The sequence below is a fragment of the Streptomyces sp. NPDC026394 genome (assembly GCF_055567735.1).
This window is the reverse complement of record NZ_JBVHPX010000002.1, coordinates 594,489-613,059: the sequence shown is the minus strand read 5'-3', so window position 1 is coordinate 613,059 and position 18,571 is coordinate 594,489. Positions and strand designations below refer to the sequence as shown.

The 18,571-nt window shown below is 69.4% G+C and carries 14 protein-coding genes; 6 read left to right on the top strand and 8 right to left on the bottom strand.

Annotated features, from left to right (window positions below):
- Positions 1-287 precede the first annotated feature (287 nt).
- The 3 genes from ACZ4QV_RS06810 to ACZ4QV_RS06800 are packed head-to-tail and all read right to left on the bottom strand — an operon-like array spanning position 288 to position 3,374.
- On the bottom strand, positions 288-1,097 hold the full coding sequence (locus ACZ4QV_RS06810; RefSeq protein WP_361145296.1) for a sugar phosphate isomerase/epimerase family protein: 810 nt from the start codon (positions 1,095-1,097) through the stop codon (positions 288-290).
- A 29-nt stretch (positions 1,098-1,126) separates the two neighbouring features.
- A complete protein-coding gene (locus ACZ4QV_RS06805; RefSeq protein WP_467762647.1) occupies positions 1,127-2,086 on the bottom strand; it encodes a bifunctional helix-turn-helix transcriptional regulator/GNAT family N-acetyltransferase in 960 nt (319 codons plus the stop codon).
- Positions 2,087-2,129: 43 nt separating this feature from the next.
- Positions 2,130-3,374: a LacI family DNA-binding transcriptional regulator gene (locus ACZ4QV_RS06800; protein WP_467762705.1), complete on the bottom strand. Its 1,245-nt coding sequence runs from the start codon at positions 3,372-3,374 to the stop codon at positions 2,130-2,132.
- A 225-nt stretch (positions 3,375-3,599) separates the two neighbouring features.
- Between ACZ4QV_RS06800 and ACZ4QV_RS06795 the strand changes: the two genes are divergently transcribed.
- The 5 genes from ACZ4QV_RS06795 (at position 3,600) to ACZ4QV_RS06775 (ending at position 10,744) form a co-directional block, all read left to right on the top strand.
- On the top strand, positions 3,600-4,751 hold the full coding sequence (locus ACZ4QV_RS06795; protein WP_361144504.1) for a Gfo/Idh/MocA family protein: 1,152 nt from the start codon (positions 3,600-3,602) through the stop codon (positions 4,749-4,751).
- Positions 4,748-5,875 carry a dihydrodipicolinate synthase family protein gene (locus ACZ4QV_RS06790; protein ID WP_467762646.1) on the top strand — a complete coding sequence of 376 codons (1,128 nt, stop codon included), beginning with the start codon at positions 4,748-4,750 and terminating at the stop codon, positions 5,873-5,875. The genes ACZ4QV_RS06795 and ACZ4QV_RS06790 overlap by 4 nt, the downstream gene beginning before the upstream one ends.
- Complete coding sequence (locus ACZ4QV_RS06785) at positions 5,872-6,750, top strand: sugar phosphate isomerase/epimerase family protein (RefSeq protein ID WP_467762645.1); 879 nt, start codon at positions 5,872-5,874, stop codon at positions 6,748-6,750. Before ACZ4QV_RS06790 ends, ACZ4QV_RS06785 begins: the two co-directional genes overlap by 4 nt.
- A 321-nt stretch (positions 6,751-7,071) precedes the next feature.
- Positions 7,072-9,339, top strand: a complete 2,268-nt coding sequence (recD2, locus tag ACZ4QV_RS06780) for an SF1B family DNA helicase RecD2 (RefSeq protein WP_361144495.1) — start codon at positions 7,072-7,074, stop codon at positions 9,337-9,339.
- A gap of 115 nt (positions 9,340-9,454) precedes the next feature.
- The gene (locus tag ACZ4QV_RS06775) at positions 9,455-10,744 is read left to right on the top strand and encodes a citrate synthase (RefSeq protein ID WP_030018929.1); all 1,290 of its coding nucleotides are present in this window, start codon (positions 9,455-9,457) and stop codon (positions 10,742-10,744) included.
- Between the two features lie 509 nt (positions 10,745-11,253).
- On the opposite strand, the gene ACZ4QV_RS06770 is transcribed toward ACZ4QV_RS06775, so the two are convergent.
- Together ACZ4QV_RS06770 and ACZ4QV_RS06765 are read right to left on the bottom strand one after the other, a co-directional pair.
- Positions 11,254-13,590: a heavy metal translocating P-type ATPase gene (locus ACZ4QV_RS06770; RefSeq protein ID WP_361633253.1), complete on the bottom strand. Its 2,337-nt coding sequence runs from the start codon at positions 13,588-13,590 to the stop codon at positions 11,254-11,256.
- 5 nt (positions 13,591-13,595) lie between these two features.
- Positions 13,596-13,892 carry a heavy-metal-associated domain-containing protein gene (locus ACZ4QV_RS06765; protein WP_030018930.1) on the bottom strand — a complete coding sequence of 99 codons (297 nt, stop codon included), beginning with the start codon at positions 13,890-13,892 and terminating at the stop codon, positions 13,596-13,598.
- Positions 13,893-14,477: 585 nt separating this feature from the next.
- Here ACZ4QV_RS06765 and ACZ4QV_RS06760 point away from each other — a divergent pair.
- Positions 14,478-15,698: a cation:proton antiporter gene (locus tag ACZ4QV_RS06760; RefSeq protein ID WP_361144490.1), complete on the top strand. Its 1,221-nt coding sequence runs from the start codon at positions 14,478-14,480 to the stop codon at positions 15,696-15,698.
- A gap of 183 nt (positions 15,699-15,881) precedes the next feature.
- Here ACZ4QV_RS06760 and ACZ4QV_RS06755 read toward each other — a convergent pair whose 3' ends face one another.
- From ACZ4QV_RS06755 to ACZ4QV_RS06745, 3 genes are all read right to left on the bottom strand, one after another.
- Entirely contained in the window at positions 15,882-16,892 is a 1,011-nt protein-coding gene (locus ACZ4QV_RS06755) for a Gfo/Idh/MocA family protein (protein WP_361144487.1), read from the bottom strand.
- 221 nt (positions 16,893-17,113) lie between these two features.
- A complete protein-coding gene (locus tag ACZ4QV_RS06750) occupies positions 17,114-18,061 on the bottom strand; it encodes a 2-dehydropantoate 2-reductase (protein ID WP_467762644.1) in 948 nt (315 codons plus the stop codon).
- Positions 18,062-18,140: 79 nt separating this feature from the next.
- On the bottom strand, positions 18,141-18,344 hold the full coding sequence (locus tag ACZ4QV_RS06745) for a helix-turn-helix transcriptional regulator (RefSeq protein WP_030018934.1): 204 nt from the start codon (positions 18,342-18,344) through the stop codon (positions 18,141-18,143).
- Positions 18,345-18,571 lie beyond the last annotated feature (227 nt).

Below are 18,571 nucleotides of genomic sequence, written 5' to 3'. Positions count from 1 at the left end.
CGGATGTGGGGCGATGTGTTCTTGAGGCCGCAGCGAGTGGTGCAGAAACGTTTCTGGGAACGGGCGCGGTGGGCGGGGATTCGTACGGCCGTGGCTTCGTACTCCCCGTATCTCCGTAACCCGGTACCCCCGAAGCCCCCGTACCTCCGTATCCCTGCCCGTCCGGGCCGGCTCGGCGCCCGCCGCCGTCGCGTACCTGAACACGTGGTGCCTTCTACCGAACGACACCCGCGCGGCCGGGCGCGACAAACGGCCGCACGCGGCACGGCCTCCCGATGCCGCGCTCCTCAGGCCGCAGCCGACGCCACCAGCCGCTCCAGGTGCTCGCGCCCCGCGCTCAGCAGCCCGGGAAGGTCGGCGGCGCGTGGGTACCACCGCTTCTCGTACTCCCAGCACAGCCAACCGTCCCACTGCGCGCGGACGAGCGCCCCGATGCAGTCGGCCAGCGGGACCGTGCCCGCGCCGAGCGCCAGGGGAGTGGCGTCCTCGGCCGAAGCAACGTCCTTGACCTGCACGAACCCGAGATACGGGGCGAGCGCCGCAAACGTGTCGGCCGGCGCCTCACCGCCGAGCCACGGGTGAAGTACGTCCCAGAGCGCGCCGATGTGCCGGTGCCCCACGGGGCCCACGATCCGCGCCGCGTCGGCACCGCGGGGATGCGAGTCGTGCGTCTCCAGAAGAACGCGTACATCCCGCTCCGCCGCGAACGGCGCGACCGCGGCCAGGTGCCGGGCCGCCTCCGCATCGGCTTCCGCGACGGGACGGTCACCCCCACCAGGGAACACCCGCACGAACTTGGCTCCCATGTCCGAAGCGAGGACGACCAGCTCGGTCAGCTCCGCCGCCAGCTCCTCCTCGCCACGTTCGTCATGGGCCGCGGCCACTCGCGCGTACCCGGACACCGCCAGAATGCTCACTCCGGCATCGGCGAACTGCTGACGTACCGCTGCACGTTCGCGCAGCCCGATGCGCGGATGCACCTGTTCCTCTGGGTGGGCCCGTAGCTCCACCCCGTCGAATCCGGCGCCGGCCGCCAGCTGCACGACCTCGCCCACCGGCATCCCGGGCACTCCGAGTGTCGAGAACGCATATCGCATATCGCTCATGAGAACCATGTGAACACAGATCAGAGCGGCAAACGCCAGTCCTGTCCGACGAGGTCCCGCCCGAAACTGTGATGCGGCTTCTCGGCGGTCAGCTCGAAGCCCGCGCGCTCGTACAGGACGCGCGCCGCGCTCAGTACGGAGTTCGTCCACAGGACCAGTTCGCGGAAGCCGGCCTGGCGGGCGAAGCCGACACACGCGGACACGAGAGCCTGGCCGACGCCGCGCCCGCGTGCTTCCGGTTCGACCAGGAGCAGCCGCAGCCGGGCCGTTCGAGGAGGCGTCTCGTCCGCCGGGGCGATGACCGTGTCGATACCGTCCCGTACGCACATGACGGCGCCCACCCGTTCGCCGTCCAGATCGGCGATCCAGACGCGGTCCCAGCGCGCGTCGCGACGTTCGCCGTATTCGGCGACGATACGGGCCACCAACGCCTCGTAGTCGAGGTCGAAGCCGTACTCCCGCGCGTACAGGGCCGCATTGCGCTGCACCATCCAGCCGAGGTCGCCGGGCGCGGGGGCGCGCAGCCGCAGCACGGGCTCCGGGCGCTCCGCCGTGTCGCCGAGCAGCTCTCTTATGGTCGCCATCGACTCCGCGAGGCGCGCCCGGTCCCAGGGGGCAAGTCGGTTGAGGAGCGTTCCCACGGAGTCGCACGAACGTTCCTCCAGGAGGTCCGCTGTCGCACGGCCCTCCTCGGTGAGCATGATGCGCTGCCGCCGCCCGTCCCGCTCGGAAGGGCCGCGGGTGATCAGACCGCTCTCCTCGAACCTGCTGAGCAGCCTGCTGAGGTAGCCCGCGTCCAGGGAGAGCGAGGCGCGCAGGTCGGCGGCGTCAACCTGCTGGGTGTGCGCGATCTCGTACAGGGCCCGGGCTTCGGTGAGCGTGAACGGGGTGTAGAGGTGGCGGCCGTAGTCGAGCGCGCCGAGGAGGTTCGTGTAGAAGTGGTTGAACCTGCGGATTTCCTGCACCTCGTGGGCTGACATGGCGCATCCCGCCTTACCGTTGACCCAGTCAAGGTTGACTGCGTCAAGAGTATGGGACGGACGTGGACGCGCGAACCATCAACTCGCCGCGGAGCGTCGCGACTTCTCCCGGCGGCGACGCCTCACGCCCCATCGCCAATCGCCCGGCCCGCGCGCCCGCCTCCTGAAGCGGCAGCCGTACGGTGGTGAGCGCCGGAGCCGCGTCCGCGCTGAACGGCAGATCGTCGAAGCCCGCCACGGAAATGTCGCCGGGTATCCGCAGGCCGCGGTCGCGCAGCGCGGCGCACACTCCGAGAGCGGCGGTGTCGTTGGCCGCGACGACGGCCGTCAAGGAAGCGTCACGGCGCAGCAGTTCCTGGGCGGCGTCGTAGCCGGCGGCGCGGTCGTAAGCGCCGTGGACGGTGCGGTGGGCCGGGTCAGGGATGCCGTGCGCGGCGAGGGCGGCCCGGTGGCCCTCCAGGCGGTGGCGGGTAGTGGTACGGCCGGGCGGCCCGGCGACGTACCCGATGTTCCGATGGCCGAGCGAGACCAGGTGCTCGGTCAGACGTCGGGCGCCACCCCGATTGTCGAAGGCAAGGGTGACGAGCTGCGGGGGGACTGGCGGCGGGGCGAAAAGGCCGCCATGAGAGGCGGCACGGTCATGGGAGCGTCCCACGGTGGTGCGCGTTTGCGGGGCCGGACCGGCCTCAGGGCGCTCCCCGCCGCCTGCCCCTGGCGTAACAGGCGGGCGTCCGCACAACACCACCCTCGTACCCGCACCGGCGAGCCGTGTCAGTGCCGCGGCGACAGCCTCAGCGTGATCGGCGTCCTCCACCACGCCGCCGGTCAGAACGACTGCGGACGCGCGTTGCCGTTGGAGCAACGTCAGGTAGGTGAGTTCTCGCTCCGGGCAGCCACTGGTGTTGCACACGACGGCCAGCTTTTCGTCGATCCGCACCATCTGGTTCGGGGGACCGGGGTGACGGCGCGCACCGCCGTCACCCGTTCGTGTGCCCATTCCGTCGGCCGTCGGCGTGCCCGAGCCACCGCTCACCTCGGATTGCACGGCCGAGGCGAGGATTCCGAAGAACGGGTCGGCGATGTCGTTGACGAGAATGCCCACCAGATCCGAAGTAGCGGCGGCCAGCGCGCTGGCCGGGCCGTTGACCACGTACTCCAGGTCCGTCACGGCGCGCAACACGCGCGCTCGGGTGCTCTCGGCGACCGGGTAGTTGCCGTTCAGTACGCGCGAGACGGTCGCCGTCGAAACCCGCGCCCGCGCCGCAACATCCGCCAGTGTCACTGCCATCGATCGTCCCGCCCGCTGTCGTGCCTCTTGTCCTTGCCTCGTGCCGCAGGCTAGCTTCTCCGGCGATGGAAAGCGCTTACTACGCGTTTCTGGCCCGCGCTCGCCGTCGGCTTGGCCATCGTCGTCATGAAACGTCAACCACTGTCCTCCGCCCGCCGTGCGCGTCGGCGCTGGTACCGCGCTCGTGCCCCGTGAGCGGAGTGCTCCGTAAGGAAGGGCCGGACCGTGACACGCACGACCGTACGCATCGCCATGAACGGCGTGACCGGACGCATGGGCTACCGCCAGCACCTGGTCCGATCCCTCCTCGCACTGCGAGAACAGGGCGGACTGGATCTCGGTGACGGCACGGTGATCTGGCCGGAACCCATTCTTGTGGGCCGCGCCGGACCCAAGCTGCGGGCGCTCGCCGAGCGCCACGGCCTGGAGCACTGGAGCACCGATCTCGACACGGTGCTCGCGGACGACAGCGTCGACATCTACTTCGACGCCCAGATCACTGCCGCGCGCGAGGAATCCGTAAAGAAAGCGCTTGCTGCCGGAAAGCACCTGTACTGCGAGAAGCCCACCGCCACCAGTCTCGATGGCGCGCTGGAACTGGTCCGCCTGGCCGACGAGGCCGGCGTCAAGCACGGCGTCGTACAGGACAAGATCTTCCTGCCCGGCCTGCTCAAGCTGCGCCGCCTGGTCGAAGGAGGGTTCTTCGGGCGCATCCTCTCCGTGCGGGGTGAGTTCGGCTACTGGGTCTTCGAAGGCGACTGGCAGTCGGCGCAGCGCCCGTCCTGGAACTACCGGGCCGAGGACGGTGGCGGCATCGCGGCCGACATGTTCCCTCACTGGGAGTACGTCCTGCACGAACTCTTCGGCCGGGTACGCACCGTGCAGGCCCAGGTCGCCACCCACGTACCGCGTCGCTGGGACGAGAACGGCAAGCCGTACGAGGCCACCGCGGACGACGCCGCGTACGGAATTTTCCAACTGGACGGCGGCATCGTCGCGCAGATCAACTCCTCGTGGGCGGTGCGGATTCACCGCGACGAACTGGTCGAGTTCCAGGTGGACGGCACGGAAGGCTCCGCCGTCGCCGGGCTTCGGAAGTGCCGCGTTCAGCACCGCGCCGCTACTCCCAAGCCGGTCTGGAACCCCGACATTCCGGCAACCGAACCGTTCCGCGAACAGTGGCAGGAGGTACCGGACAACGCGGAATTCGACAACGGCTTCAAGGCGCAGTGGGAACTGTTCCTGCGCCATGTCGTACGGGACGAACCCTGGCGCTGGGACCTGGCCGCGGGCGCGCGCGGTGTCCAGCTCGCCGAGCTGGGACTGAAGTCGTCGGCGGAGGGCCGCCGCCTGGACGTACCGGAGCTCGGGCGATGAGCGGTCGGGGGAGTGGTGCATCCAGCGAGCCATCCACGGCCGGCACACCTCCTACCCCATCCCGTACCGTCTTCGCCGCTGCCCATGTGGTAGCCGACCCCTTCGCCGACACCACGCCCGAAGGCCCTGCCGTCATCGACTGGGACGCCACCCTGGCCTTCCGCCGCCACCTCTGGTCGCACGGCCTGGGCGTCGCCGAAGCCATGGACACCGCGCAGCGCGGCATGGGCCTCGACTGGTCCTCGGCAGCCGAACTGATCCGCCGCTCCGCCGCCGAAGCCGCGGCAACGGGCGGGCGTATCGCCTGTGGAGTCGGCACGGACCAACTGACCGTGCCTGAAGCGAGCCTGGCTGATGTCCGTGCCGCCTATGAGGAGCAACTCTCACTCGTGGAGGGGGCAGGCGCCCAAGCCGTCGTCATGGCTTCCCGGCAGCTCGCCGCGACGGCCACCGGACCGGAACCGTACGTGGAAATCTACGGGCATCTGCTGCGCCAGGCCGCCGCGCCGGTGATCCTTCACTGGCTCGGCCCGATGTTCGACCCCGCTCTAAAGGGTTACTGGGGCAGCCCGGACCTGGACCTGGCAACCGACACGTTTCTGCAGATCATTACCGAGCACCCCACCAAGGTGGACGGTGTGAAGGTGTCGTTGCTGGACGCCGACCGCGAAGTCGAGCTGCGCCGGCGCCTCCCGGAGGGCGTGCGTTGCTACACGGGCGACGATTTCCACTACCCCGAGCTGATCGCCGGTGACGCGCACGGCTTCAGTGACGCGCTGCTCGGCATCTTCGATCCGCTCGCTCCGCTGGCGGCTGACGCCGTACGCCTTCTGGACGGCGGCGACACCGTCGGCTTCCGCAAACTGCTGGACCCGACCGTCGCGCTCTCCCGCCACCTTTTCCAGACGCCGACGCGTTACTACAAGACCGGCGTCGTCCTGCTCGCCTGGCTCGCGGGGCACCAGGCGCACTTCACGATGGTCGGCGGCCTCCACTCGGCACGTTCGCTGCCCCACCTGAAGCGGGCGTACGAACTGGCCGACGCCTTGGACCTGTTCCCGGACCCGGAGCTGGCGGCGGCCCGTATGCGCCGACTCGCCTCGGTGTACGGAGGTACGGAATGAGCAGCGCCCTGCCGCCTCGTTCGGAAGAAACGGACGAAGCTCTGCTCTCCCGCTTCAGCATCAACCAGCAGACCGTAAAGCAATGGTCCCTGCCCGAACTCGTCGACGGCTGCGTGAAAACGGGAGTACGCGGCGTCGGTCTCTGGCGCGCTCCTGCGCAGGAATACGGAGTGGCCGCCGCCGCCCGGCTCGTACGGGACGCGGGGCTGACCGTCACCAGCCTTTGCCGCGGTGGTTTCTTCACCGCCCTCGACTCGAAGGAACGCACGGAAGCGCTGGCCGACAACCGGGCCGCCATCGAGGAAGCTGCGACTCTCGGGACCAGCACCCTCGTCCTCGTCTCGGGCGGGCTGCCGCCGGGCAGCCGCGATCTGCACGGTGCCCGTGAACGTGTCGCCGACGCGCTGGGCGAACTCGTCCCGCACGCAGCCGAGGCAGGGGTGCGCCTCGCGCTCGAACCGCTCCATCCCATGTACGCGGCGGACCGCTGTGTCGTGTCCACCCTCGCCCAAGCCCTGGCGCCGGCCGAACGGTTCCCGGCCGAGCAGGTGGGCGTGGTCGTGGACACCTACCACTTGTGGTGGGACGACACGATCGGCTCGCAGATCGGCCGCGCGGGTGCCGGAGGCCGTATCGCGGCCTTCCAGCTCGCCGACTGGGTGACGCCACTGCCCGCCGGCGTACTGCTCGGGCGGGGGCAACTCGGGGACGGCGTGGTGGACCTGCGCTGGTTCCGGGAGCAGGTGGACGCCGCCGGCTACCGGGGGCCCGTCGAAGTGGAGATCTTCAATCCGGCGCTGTGGGAGCGGCCGGGGACGGAGGTGCTGGCCGAAGTCGTCGAGCGGTTCGCCCGCCACGTCATGCACGCCAGGTAACGATGAGATAACTCAACGGATCCGTGCAACCGTTCCCGGGCCCGGCGGGTCGTACTTGTCGTCGGGCTCCCGAGGGGAGAGGGAACCGGGGGGATCCGAGGGGGGATCTGGGGGCCGCACGGAGGGGGAATCGAGGGGCCCGGTCTTCGGACCGGGCCCCTCGAAGCGTCTCGGCACGGGTGGCGATCCGGCGCGGCGAAGTTGTCCGTGACGGTTGTGGGAGTCGCCGGACAGCAGTCGTCGGGCCGCACCACAGAGCCTTCCGACCGAGTTATCCACAGGCCTGAACGCGATGTCGGACCTCGGCGGTACCGTCGGTTCATGTTCATTCCAGCCGTGGTCGAAGGGGTCCTGGAGCGGATCACCTACGCCAATGAGGAGACCGGTTACACGGTCGCGCGTGTCGACACGGGCGGCTCCGGCGATCTCCTCACTGTCGTCGGTTCGCTGCTGGGCGCGCAGCCGGGGGAGTCGCTGCGGCTGGAAGGCCGCTGGGCCTCCCACCCGCAGTACGGACGGCAGTTCACCGTCGAGAACTACACGACGGTCCTGCCCGCGACGATCCAGGGCATACGCCGCTACCTCGGATCCGGCCTCATCAAGGGCATTGGGCCGGTCATGGCCGACCGCATCACCGGACACTTCGGCCTCGACACCCTCGACATCATCGAAAAGGAGCCCAAGCGCCTCGTCGAGGTGCCCGGGCTCGGCCCCAAACGCACGAAGATGATCGGTGACGCCTGGGAAGAGCAGAAGGCCATCAAGGAGGTCATGATCTTCCTGCAGGGGGTGGGCGTCTCGACCTCCATCGCGGTGCGCATCTACAAGAAGTACGGCGACTCCTCGATCTCCGTGGTCAAGAACCAGCCCTACCGCCTCGCCGCCGACGTCTGGGGCATCGGCTTCCTGACCGCCGACCGCATCGCGCAGGCCGTCGGCATCCCGCACGACAGCCCGGACCGGGTCAAGTCGGGCCTGCAGTACGCGCTCTCGCAGTCCACCGACCAAGGGCACGTCTACCTCCCGGAGGAAGACCTGATCGCCGCGGCGGTCAAGCTGCTCCAGGTCGACACGGGGCTGGTCATCGACTGTCTGGGGGAACTGGCGGGCGACCCGGAGGGAGTGATCCGCGAGACCGTGCCGTCGCCGGAGGGCGGCAGCCCCATAAAGGCCATCTACCTCGTCCCGTTCCACCGGGCCGAAACCTCTCTCGCGGCGCAGCTCCTGCGGCTGTTGCGGACGCAGGAGGACCGGATGCCGTCGTTCCGGACCGTGGCGTGGGACAGGGCGCTGGCCTGGCTGGCCAACCGTACGGGAGCCTCGCTGGCGCCCGAGCAGGAGGCCGCCGTACGGCTGGCGCTCACCGAGAAGGTCTCCGTGCTCACCGGTGGGCCCGGCTGCGGCAAGTCCTTCACGGTCCGCTCGATCGTCGAGCTGGCCCGTGCGAAGAAGGCCAAGGTGGTGCTCGCGGCTCCCACGGGCCGGGCCGCCAAGCGGCTGGCGGAGCTCACCGGCGCCGAGGCGTCCACGGTGCACCGGCTGCTGGAGCTCAAGCCGGGCGGGGACGCCGCGTACGACCGGGACCGGCCGCTCGACGCCGACCTGGTGGTGGTCGACGAGGCGTCCATGCTCGACCTGCTGCTCGCCAACAAGCTCATCAAGGCGGTGCCGCCGGGCGCCCACCTCCTCCTGGTGGGCGACGTGGACCAGCTTCCTTCGGTGGGGGCGGGTGAGGTGCTGCGGGATCTGCTCGCCGAGAACTGCCCGGTCCCGGCCGTACGGCTGACCCAGATCTTCCGCCAGGCCCAGCACTCCGGCGTGGTCACCAACGCCCACCGCATCAACGAGGGCGTCCTGCCGATCGTCGAGGGGATGAACGACTTCTTCCTGTTCGTCGAGGAGGACTCCGAGGAGGCCGGCCGGGTCACGGTCGACGTGGTCGCGCGTCGTATCCCCGCGAAGTTCGGCCTGGACCCGCGGCGGGACGTCCAGGTGCTCACCCCCATGCACCGCGGCCCGGCCGGTGCCGGCACGCTGAACGGCCTCCTCCAGCAGGCCCTCACCCCGGCACGGCCCGAAGCGCCGGAGCGGCGTTCCGGAGGCCGGGTCTTCCGGGTGGGCGACAAGGTGACGCAGATCCGCAACAACTACGAGAAGGGGCACAGTGGCGTCTTCAACGGCACGGTCGGTGTCGTCACCAAGATCAACCGGGACGAGCAGTGGCTGACGGTGCTCACGGACGAGGACGAGGAGATCTCGTACGATTTCGACGAGCTGGACGAGCTGGCGCACGCCTACGCGGTGACCATCCACCGTTCCCAGGGCAGTGAGTATCCGGCGGTGGTGATTCCGGTCACCACCGGCGCGTGGATGATGCTGCAGCGGAACCTGCTCTACACGGCCGTCACCCGGGCGAAGAACCTGGTGGTGCTGGTCGGCTCGCGCAAGGCTTTGGGGCAGGCTGTACGCACCGTGTCCGCCGGTCGAAGGTGGACCGCGCTGCGCCACCGACTCGTCGGTGCGGTGCGTGGTCACCTCTTCCCCAATCGGGGCGAAGGGGAGCAGGATGGGCAGCTGGAGCGGCACTGAGTGCCGCCCACAGGCCCTATGGCCGACCCCGAGTGCACAGCCAAGGTCCAAATGGGGGAAGGTATAGGCAGTCAGGGCACCTCGAAGAAGAGGCACAACGTCGGTGAGGGATGACGTGAGCGACAACTCTGTAGTACTGCGTTACGGGGACGGCGAATACAGCTACCCGGTCGTCGACAGCAGCGTCGGCGACAAGGGCTTCGACATCTCGAAGCTGCGCGCCCAGACCGGTCTGGTGACCCTGGATTCCGGTTACGGCAACACTGCCGCGTACAAATCCGCGATCACCTATCTGGACGGTGAGAACGGGGTTCTTCGGTACCGCGGCTACCCGATCGAGCAGCTCGCAGAGCGCAGCACGTTCGTCGAGACCGCCTACCTGCTGATCAACGGTGAGCTGCCCACCGTCGACCAGCTGGCGACCTTCAAGCAGGACATCACCTACCACACCCTGCTGCACGAGGACGTCAAGCGGTTCTTCGACGGCTTCCCGCGGGACGCCCACCCGATGGCAATGCTGTCCTCCGTGGTCAGCGCGCTGTCGACGTTCTACCAGGACAGCCACAACCCGTTCGACGAGCGGCAGCGCCACATCTCGACGATCCGGCTGCTGGCCAAGCTCCCGACGATCGCTGCGTACGCGTACAAGAAGTCGGTCGGCCACCCGGTGGTCTACCCGCGCAACGACCTCGGCTACGTCGAGAACTTCCTGCGTATGACCTTCTCGGTGCCGGCCGCCGAGTACGACCTCGACCCGGTCGTGGTCAGCGCTCTGGACAAGCTGCTCATCCTGCACGCGGACCACGAGCAGAACTGCTCGACCTCCACCGTGCGCCTGGTCGGCTCCTCGCAGGCGAACCTGTTCGCCTCGATCTCGGCCGGCATCAACGCGCTGTGGGGCCCGCTGCACGGCGGCGCCAACCAGTCGGTGCTGGAGATGCTGGAGGGCATCCAGCGCGACGGCGGTGACGTCGACGCCTTCATCCGCAAGGTGAAGAACAAGGAAGACGGCGTGAAGCTCATGGGCTTCGGGCACCGCGTCTACAAGAACTTCGACCCCCGGGCGAAGATCATCAAGGCGGCGGCGCACGACGTCCTCTCGGCGCTCGGCAAGTCCGACGAGCTGCTGGACATCGCGCTCAAGCTGGAGGAGCACGCGCTCTCCGACGACTACTTCGTCTCGCGCAAGCTCTACCCGAACGTGGACTTCTACACCGGTCTGATCTACCGGGCCATGGGCTTCCCGACCGAGATGTTCACCGTGCTGTTCGCGCTCGGCCGGCTGCCCGGCTGGATCGCCCAGTGGCACGAGATGATCAAGGAGCCGGGTTCCCGTATCGGCCGCCCGCGCCAGATCTACACCGGAGTCGTCGAGCGCGACTTCGTCCCGGTCGAGGAGCGCTGAGCGACTCCGTCCGCCGGGACAGCTGCTGACCGGCCGGCCGCCCGTGTGGCGGCCCGGGCCGGTCCGTCCAGCAGAAAGCGCCCCGCCTCCAGATCCCCCCACGGGTCCGGAGCGCGGGGCGCTTCCCTTGTTCCCCGGGTCGGATTCCCCCCACGGGATCCGTCCGGGCGCTTCAGGGTGGTGCCCGCGATCTGCCGGGACGCGCACGTACGGGAGGGCCGCTCAAAGCTCCCCGGGCACGTCGCCCCGGCCACGCGTTGCCGGGCAAAGTCCCCCAAGACCAGCCTGGCCGTTGCGGTACAGGCCCCGCCGAGGTGCCTGCACCGCACGGTTAGACTCGCGACCCCCCACAATGGTTACGTTCGAAGCGGTGTGATCTGGGTCTCTTGCCATAACTGGGCGAATGCGGTCAAGGGCCTCGATCTGCAGATCGAGACCCTTCCGTATGGGTGCTGTGTCAGTTGTAGGGAAGTTGTGAAGGCGAAAAAAGTCCGCGCCGCGCGCATCCGTCAGCGGAAGTGCCGCAACCGGAGGCTGTTGCTGACCACGAAGACCGACGAGAAGGCCATCGCCGCCCCCGCGATCATCGGATTGAGCAGGCCGGCCGCCGCCAGCGGAATGGCCGCGACGTTGTAGCCGAAGGCCCAGAAGAGGTTTCCCTTGATCGTGGCGAGTGTCCGGCGGGCCAGCCGGATGGCGTCCGGCGCGACCCGCAGGTCGCCGCGTACGAGGGTCAGGTCCCCCGCCTCGATGGCCGCGTCCGTGCCGGTTCCCATCGCCAGGCCGAGGTCGGCGGCGGCCAGGGCGGCCGCGTCGTTGACGCCGTCGCCGACCATCGCCACGCTGCGGCCCTCGCCGCGGAGCCGTTCGACCACCGCGACCTTGTCCTCGGGCAGTACCTCCGCGATCACCTCGTCGATGTCCACCTCGGCCGCCACGGCGTCGGCCACCGCCTGGTTGTCGCCCGTCAGCAGTACCGGCGACAACCCCAGCGCGCGCAGACGGCGTACCGCCTCGGCGCTGCCCTCCTTGACGGTGTCGGCGACCGACAGCAGGCCGCGTGGCCGCCCGTCCCAGGCGACGAGCACGGCGGTCCTTCCCGCGGTCTCGGCGGCGTCCCTGGCGGCGCTCAGGGCCTCAGGAAGGGTGCCGGACGCCGTCCCGCCTTCCGGGTCCTCGCGCAGCAGCCGCTCGCGCCCGACGAGGACGCGACGGTTTTCCACCACGCCACGTACACCGAGGCCCGCCACGTTCTCGAAGTGTTCCGGCTCCGGGAGCGTGCCCAGCCGCTCACGCGCTCCCTCGGCGACAGCGCGCGCGATCGGATGTTCCGAGGAATGCTCCAGCGCCCCGGCCAGCCGCAACAGCTCGTCCTCCGTGACGCCCGGCGCCGGCACGGCCTCGTACAGACTCATCCGTCCCGTGGTCACCGTGCCCGTCTTGTCCAGCACGACGGTGTCGATGCGGCGGGTGGACTCCAGGACCTCGGGCCCTTTGATGAGGATGCCGAGCTGGGCGCCTCGGCCCGTCCCGACCATCAGGGCGGTGGGCGTCGCGAGGCCGAGAGCGCAGGGGCAGGCGATGATCAGTACGGCGACGGCCGCCGTGAACGACGCGGTCGCATCGCCGGTCGCCAACAGCCACCCGGCCAGAGTGCCGAGCGCCACCAGCAGCACGACAGGGACGAAGACAGCGGAGACGCGGTCGGCGAGCCGTTGCGCCTCGGCCTTGCCGCTCTGCGCGTCCTCGACCAGAGTCGCCATGCGCGCCAGTCGCGTGTCACTGCCCACCCGGGTGGTTTCTACCACCAGTCGGCCGCTGGTGTTCACCGTCGCACCCGTCACGCTGTCACCGGGGGCCACGTCGACCGGCGCCGATTCGCCGGTCAGCATCGAAGCGTCCACGGCGGAAGAGCCCTCCACGACCGTGCCGTCCGTGGCGACCTTCTCTCCAGGACGTACGACGAACCGGTCGCCGACGGCCAACTGCTCCACCGGGACGCGCACCTCGCGCCCGGCCCGCAGTACCACCACGTCCTTCGCGCCCAGCTCCATCAGCGCACGCAACGCAGCGCCCGCCTTCCGCTTGGAACGCGCCTCAAGGTAGCGGCCGAGCAGCAGAAACGCCGTCACCCCGGCCGCGGCCTCAAGGTAGATGGCCGAGGAGCCCTCCGAGCGGACCACCGTGAAGTCGAAACCGTGCCGCATGCCGGGCATCCCCGCGTCGCCGAAGAACAGCGCCCACAAGGACCAGCCGAAGGCGGTGAGCGTCCCGAGAGACACCAGGGTGTCCATGGTGGCGGCCCCGTGCCGCAGGTTCGTCCAGGCGGCCCGGTGGAAGGGGTATGCGCCCCAGGCCACGACGGGTGCGGCCAGCGTCAGGCACAGCCACTGCCAGTTCTGGAACTGGAGCAAGGGGACCATCGACAGCAGGACGACGGGAACGGCCAGCGCAGCGGAGATGATGAGCCGCTGGCGCAGCCCGGCCAGTTCCCGGTCGTGAAAGCCGTCGTGTGAGCCGTTGTACGAGCCGGATCCGTCCTCCGTGGTGGACGAGGCCGCGGCGCCCTGACCGGAAGTGCCGCCCGGGGAGGGCTCCGGCGGATTGGCGGATACGGCGGGCGCGGGCCGCTGCGCGGTGTAGCCCGTCTTCTCGACTGTCGCGATCAGATCGTCGACAGAGACTTCGCCGCCGTACTCGACCCGTGCCTTCTCGGTGGCGAAGTTGACGGTGGCGCTCACGCCCGGCATCCGGTTGAGCTTCTTCTCCACGCGCGCCGCGCACGAGGCGCAGGTCATGCCGCCGATGGCGAGCTCGACCCGCGCCTGCGTGGTCGTACCGCTCATCGGACTCAGGCCGCCGGACCTTCGAGTTCGTAGCCGGCCTCGTCGACCGCCGCGCGCACGGCCGCCTCGTCGAGCGGCGCCTTGGAGGCGACGGTCACCAGGCCGGTGGCGGCGGACGCCTGCACCGAGTGCACGCCCGGGATCTCGGAGATCTCGGCGGAGACGGCGCCCTCGCAGTGACCGCAGGTCATGCCGCTCACCTTGTAGGTGGTGGTGACATCGCCCACCTGGACGTCGGTGGCCCCGGAGTTGCAGGAACCCTCGGGGGAGCAGCAGGAACCGTTGGTCTGTTCGGCAGTCATGGGTTTCTCCTTGGTGCGTGTGGTCGCCGTGCTCGAAGTTTTCACTGACATGCACGTGTGGCGCGGGAATTCCGACGTTCCGGGAGTCCCCGGTGCTTCCCGACGGCCACAACTCTATACCCCTAGGGGGTATGGATGCCAGGTGTGTGCTTGTGTCGATGGGGGCAGGGGGGAGGGGTGGCGCGGTCTTCGGTGATCTGTTGAGGTGCCTGGTTGCATGGTGCTCCGGCGGTCCCGTACGGTCCGGGATGCTTCACCGGGTGTGAAGGCGGATGTTCCTGGAGCGGGTCCTGAGCGGACTTCCTCGCGGATGAATGCTGAACGGGTGCTGCGGCGTGTCGGTCGTTGCGCCGTCCAGGGGCGGCAATGGAGGAGTGGGGAACGGGATGCCGGTGTATCCCGGGATTCGCCGCGTTCGCCGTATCCGTCGAATCCGTCGGGCCTGACGTGCTTGCTGTGTCTGCCGTGTCCGCCGTGCGCGATGGCGGGGTGGACGGGCGCGTTGGTCGACGAGTCGGAAGAGGTGTCCGGCCTGTCGCCCTGCGGCGTGAGACCGTTCTGTCCTCTGTGGTAGAAAAGCGGCTTATGTCGCAGTCCGCAACGCTCGTATTGATCATGGCGATCGCCGTGGCCGCTCCGCTCCTCGCGTACGGTCTCGGCCGCTGGCTGCCCGTACCTCTGGTCATCTTCGAGATCGTGCTGGGCATCCTGATCGGCCCGGACGTCCTGGGCTGGGCGCACTCCGGAGAGGTCATCAACGCCCTCTCCGACCTCGGGCTGGCCACCTTGATGTTCATCGCCGGGTACGAGATCGAGTTCGCCAAGGTCCGCGGCGACACCCTCAAGCGCGCCGGTTACGCATGGATTGCCGCGCTCGTGCTCGGCCTGGCCGTCGCGCTCGGATTCGCCGCCGGCGACTTCACCAAGGCGATCGTGGTCGGTACCGCGCTCACCAGTACGGCGCTCGGCACCGTCCTGCCCGTACTGCGCGACTCCGGCGACCTGGGAACCCGCTTCGGATCGGTGATGATGGCCACCGGTGCGGTCGGCGAATTCGGGCCGATCATCGCGATGGCGCTGCTGCTCAGCGGACGTGACCCCGGCGAATCGACCATCCTGCTCTTCGCCTTCGCCCTGTTGACCGCCGGTGCCGTCTACTGGGCTCTGAAGCCCAGCCCCCTTTGGTTCTACCGGATCATCGCCCGCACGCTGCACAGCAGTGGCCAGTTCGCCATCCGGCTGTTCGTTCTGCTGCTGGCCGTGATGCTCGGCATCTCGCAGGTGTTCGGGCTGGACATCCTGCTGGGCGCGTTCGCGGCCGGGATCATCATGCGCCTCGTCCTGCACGAGGCCGCGCCGGACAGCAGCCAGGAAATCCTCGGGCGACTGGAGGCGATGGGGTTCGGCTTCCTGGTGCCGCTGTTCTTCATCGTCACCGGAATCGAGTTCGACCTGTCGTCCCTGTTCGAGAACGGACGCTCACTCCTGCTGCTCCCGCTCTTCCTCGTTCTACTGCTCGTCGTGCGCGGACTGCCGCTCGTCCTGCTCGCGCCGCGCGACCTGGGCCGCAAGGACCGCGCCGCGCTGATGCTGTACGGGTCGACGGCGCTGCCCCTGGTCGTCGCGATCACCACGATCGGTCAGGACAGCGGTGTGCTCGACGCCGGCGAGGCGGCGGCCATGGTGGGGGCGGCGATGATTTCCGTGCTGGTCTTCCCGCTGGTGGCCATGCGGCTGCGCGCGGGCGCGGAAGGGTTGACGCCGATTCCGGAAGGGCCGCGGAAGGGGGCGTCGGAGTCCTGGTGAGCGGGGCAGGTTCCCTCGCCCGCTTTGGCCTCCGCGCGCTCTCCGGCCTTGCCGTCCTCCGCGTGCTCTCCGGCCTCGCCGCTCACCCCGGGCTTTCCGCTCCGCTCCGCGCTTTCCGAGGGAGCGCGCGTCGTCGGGGTCGTACGCACCCGCTTCCGCTGCGGCTTCTGTGCCTTCTGTGCCTTACGCGGCGGTGCGCACATCCGCGACTCTCACCGGTTCGCCGGAGCGGCGGGAGCGGTCGCACGCCTCGGCGACGTACAGCGCCTCCAGGGCCTCGGCAGGCGAACACGGGCTCTCCGTACGGCCGGCGGCCACGTCGACGAAGGCGGCCAGCTCGGTGATGTACGCGTCGCGGAAACGTTCCATGAACGTCGCGTACGGGGCGGACTGCCGCCAGGAGACGTGCGGTTCGGCGCTCGGCAGCGGGGCCCGGTCGTCGAGCCCGACGATGCGCGCGCCCTTGGAGCCGCACACTTCCAGGCGGACGTCGTGTCCTGCGCCGTTGTAGCGGGTCGCGGTGACCGTGGCCAACGTGTCGTCGTCGAAGCGCAGGAGGGCGGCGCAGGTGTCCACGTCGTCGCCGTCGGCGAAGAAGGGGTCGCCGCGGTTGGCGCCTAGCGCGTACACGGAGACGATTTCGCGGCCGGTGAGCCAGCGCAGGATGTCGAAGTCGTGGATGCTGCAGTCGCGAAAGAGCCCACCGGAGGAGGGGATGAACGCCGCGGGCGGCGGCGACTGGTCGCTGGTGCAGGCGCGGAGCGTGTGGACCCAGCCGAGGTCACCGGACCGCAGGGCCTCGCGGGCAGCCCGGTAGCCGCGGTCGAAACGCCGCTGGAAACCGATCTGTACGGGAACGGTGCCGGCGGCGCTGCAACGTTTCACGACGTCGAGCGTGCCCGCGACGTCCAATGCCACCGGCTTCTCGCAGAAGACCGGTACCTCGGCGTCCAGGGCCTGGTGGATCAGTCCGGCGTGCGCGCTCGTCGCTGCGGTGATCACTACGCCGTCCAGGCCGCCCGCGTACAGCCGGGAGAGAGTCTCGGCTGCCTCGGTACCGAGGGTGTCCGCGAGCACGCGTGCGCGGGCCGCGTCGGCATCGGCGACGACGATGCTGTCCACGCCGGGGACGGACTTCAGGGTCTCGGCATGGAACGCTCCGATGCGTCCGGTGCCGATCAGGCCGATCTTCATGTGCCAGCTCCTGTCGTCTGGATGGACGGCGGCCGGTTGAGGGAACGTTTCTTCGCGGCGCTTGGGGGGTGAGGCTTCGGGATCGAGCGGCTTAGGGCTTGGGGCTGTGGCCGCCTGGGGCTCGCCAAGGCCCCGCCGCAGCGTGCATGTAATGACATACTGATGTCAACCCCTGGCGGTAGGCGCTCGGGTGCTCCGACAGCTCAGTGGCGAGGCGTTTCCTACGGCTTCGCGTGCTGTTCGCCCGTGTTCTTACCGGCGGCGATTTCGCGGTCGACCGCGCGCAGAAGAGTGAGCAGCATCCCGTTGAGCGGAGTGCGGATGCCGTGGCGAGCCCCGGCACGTACCACGGCACCTGTGATGTGTTCATGCTCCAAGGGGCGGCCGGCCAGGCGGTCGTAGAGCATCGACGAGCCGCCGTCCGGTGGGACCATCGCGTACATCCCCAGTACGCGGTCGATGTCGGCGTCGTGAATGTCCGCGCCCTCGGCCCGCGCGACCGCGGCCGCTTCGCTCAGGATGTCCCGGGCGAGGGCGGCCATACCGGGATCGGTGAAGATGCCCATGCGCTGCTGGAGGAGGGCGGTGAGAGGGTTGGCCGCGAGGTTGGCGAGGAGCTTCTGCCAGGAGACCGTCGTGAAGTCCGGTACGGGCACGACCTTGAGGCGGCAGGGGGTCAGGAGACCGGCGAGGCGGGTGGCCAACGGTCCTTCGGGTACGTGGATCTCGTTGCCCGCGTAGTGCCTGACGCGGCCGGGGGCGGTGCATTCGACAGATGCGTAGATGACCGCGGGCAGGATGTCCGTACCGCCGGGGGCGTGCGGGGCCACGCGTTCGGTGTGGTCGATGCCGTTCTGGAGTACGGCGACGACCGTGCCGGAGGTGCAGAGTCGGCGCAGCCAGCCGGCGGTGCCGGCGGTGTCCTGGGCCTTGGTGGCCAGGAAGACCCAGTCCGCGGGCTCGGCCGTCTGCGGGTCGACGGCGAAACGTACGGGGGCGTCGATGACCTCGCCGTCCGTTTCGAGGACGAGCCGGTCCACCGGTGTGCGCAGGCACAGCGTGACGTCGTGCCCGGTCAGGCGGGTCAGTGCTGCCACGAATCCGCCGATCGCGCCGCCACCGATCACAGCGATGCGAACAGGCTCGGCCGGTACGGGTATGCGCGGCATGTGCCGAGCGTAGCGCCGCCGCAGGCGGGGTGCGGAGGCCCCGCGCGACGATTGCGCGGGGCCCGGGGGAGGAGGGGCGTCAGTCCTTGTCGCGGCGCCCGCCGTGGCCGGGGCGCTGGGCGACCCAGGTGCGGATGGTGTCGGCGAACCAGTACGGTCTGCCGCCCTCCACGAGGTCCGGTGGCGGCAGTAGCCCGTGTTTCCGGTAGGACCGCACGGTGTCCGGTTGGACTCGGATGTGTGCGGCGATCTCCTTGTACGACCAGAGTCTGCGGTCGGTCATCTGTCTCGCACCTCCCTCAGCCGCGCGCAGGGACGGCCCGGGGGAGCCGACGGAAGAACCGCGCGCGGTTTGGTGATCACTCAGCCTGTGCCCGGTGAACGACATCAGGTGAGCAGGGGCGAGGGGTTGTTGATCGGCTGTGACGGAAGACCCGCGTAATGGTGACAGCTGTGACGAACGGGGCATCGCTGTCACGGGACGGAGAAGGGGGAGATGGGTGGAGAAGT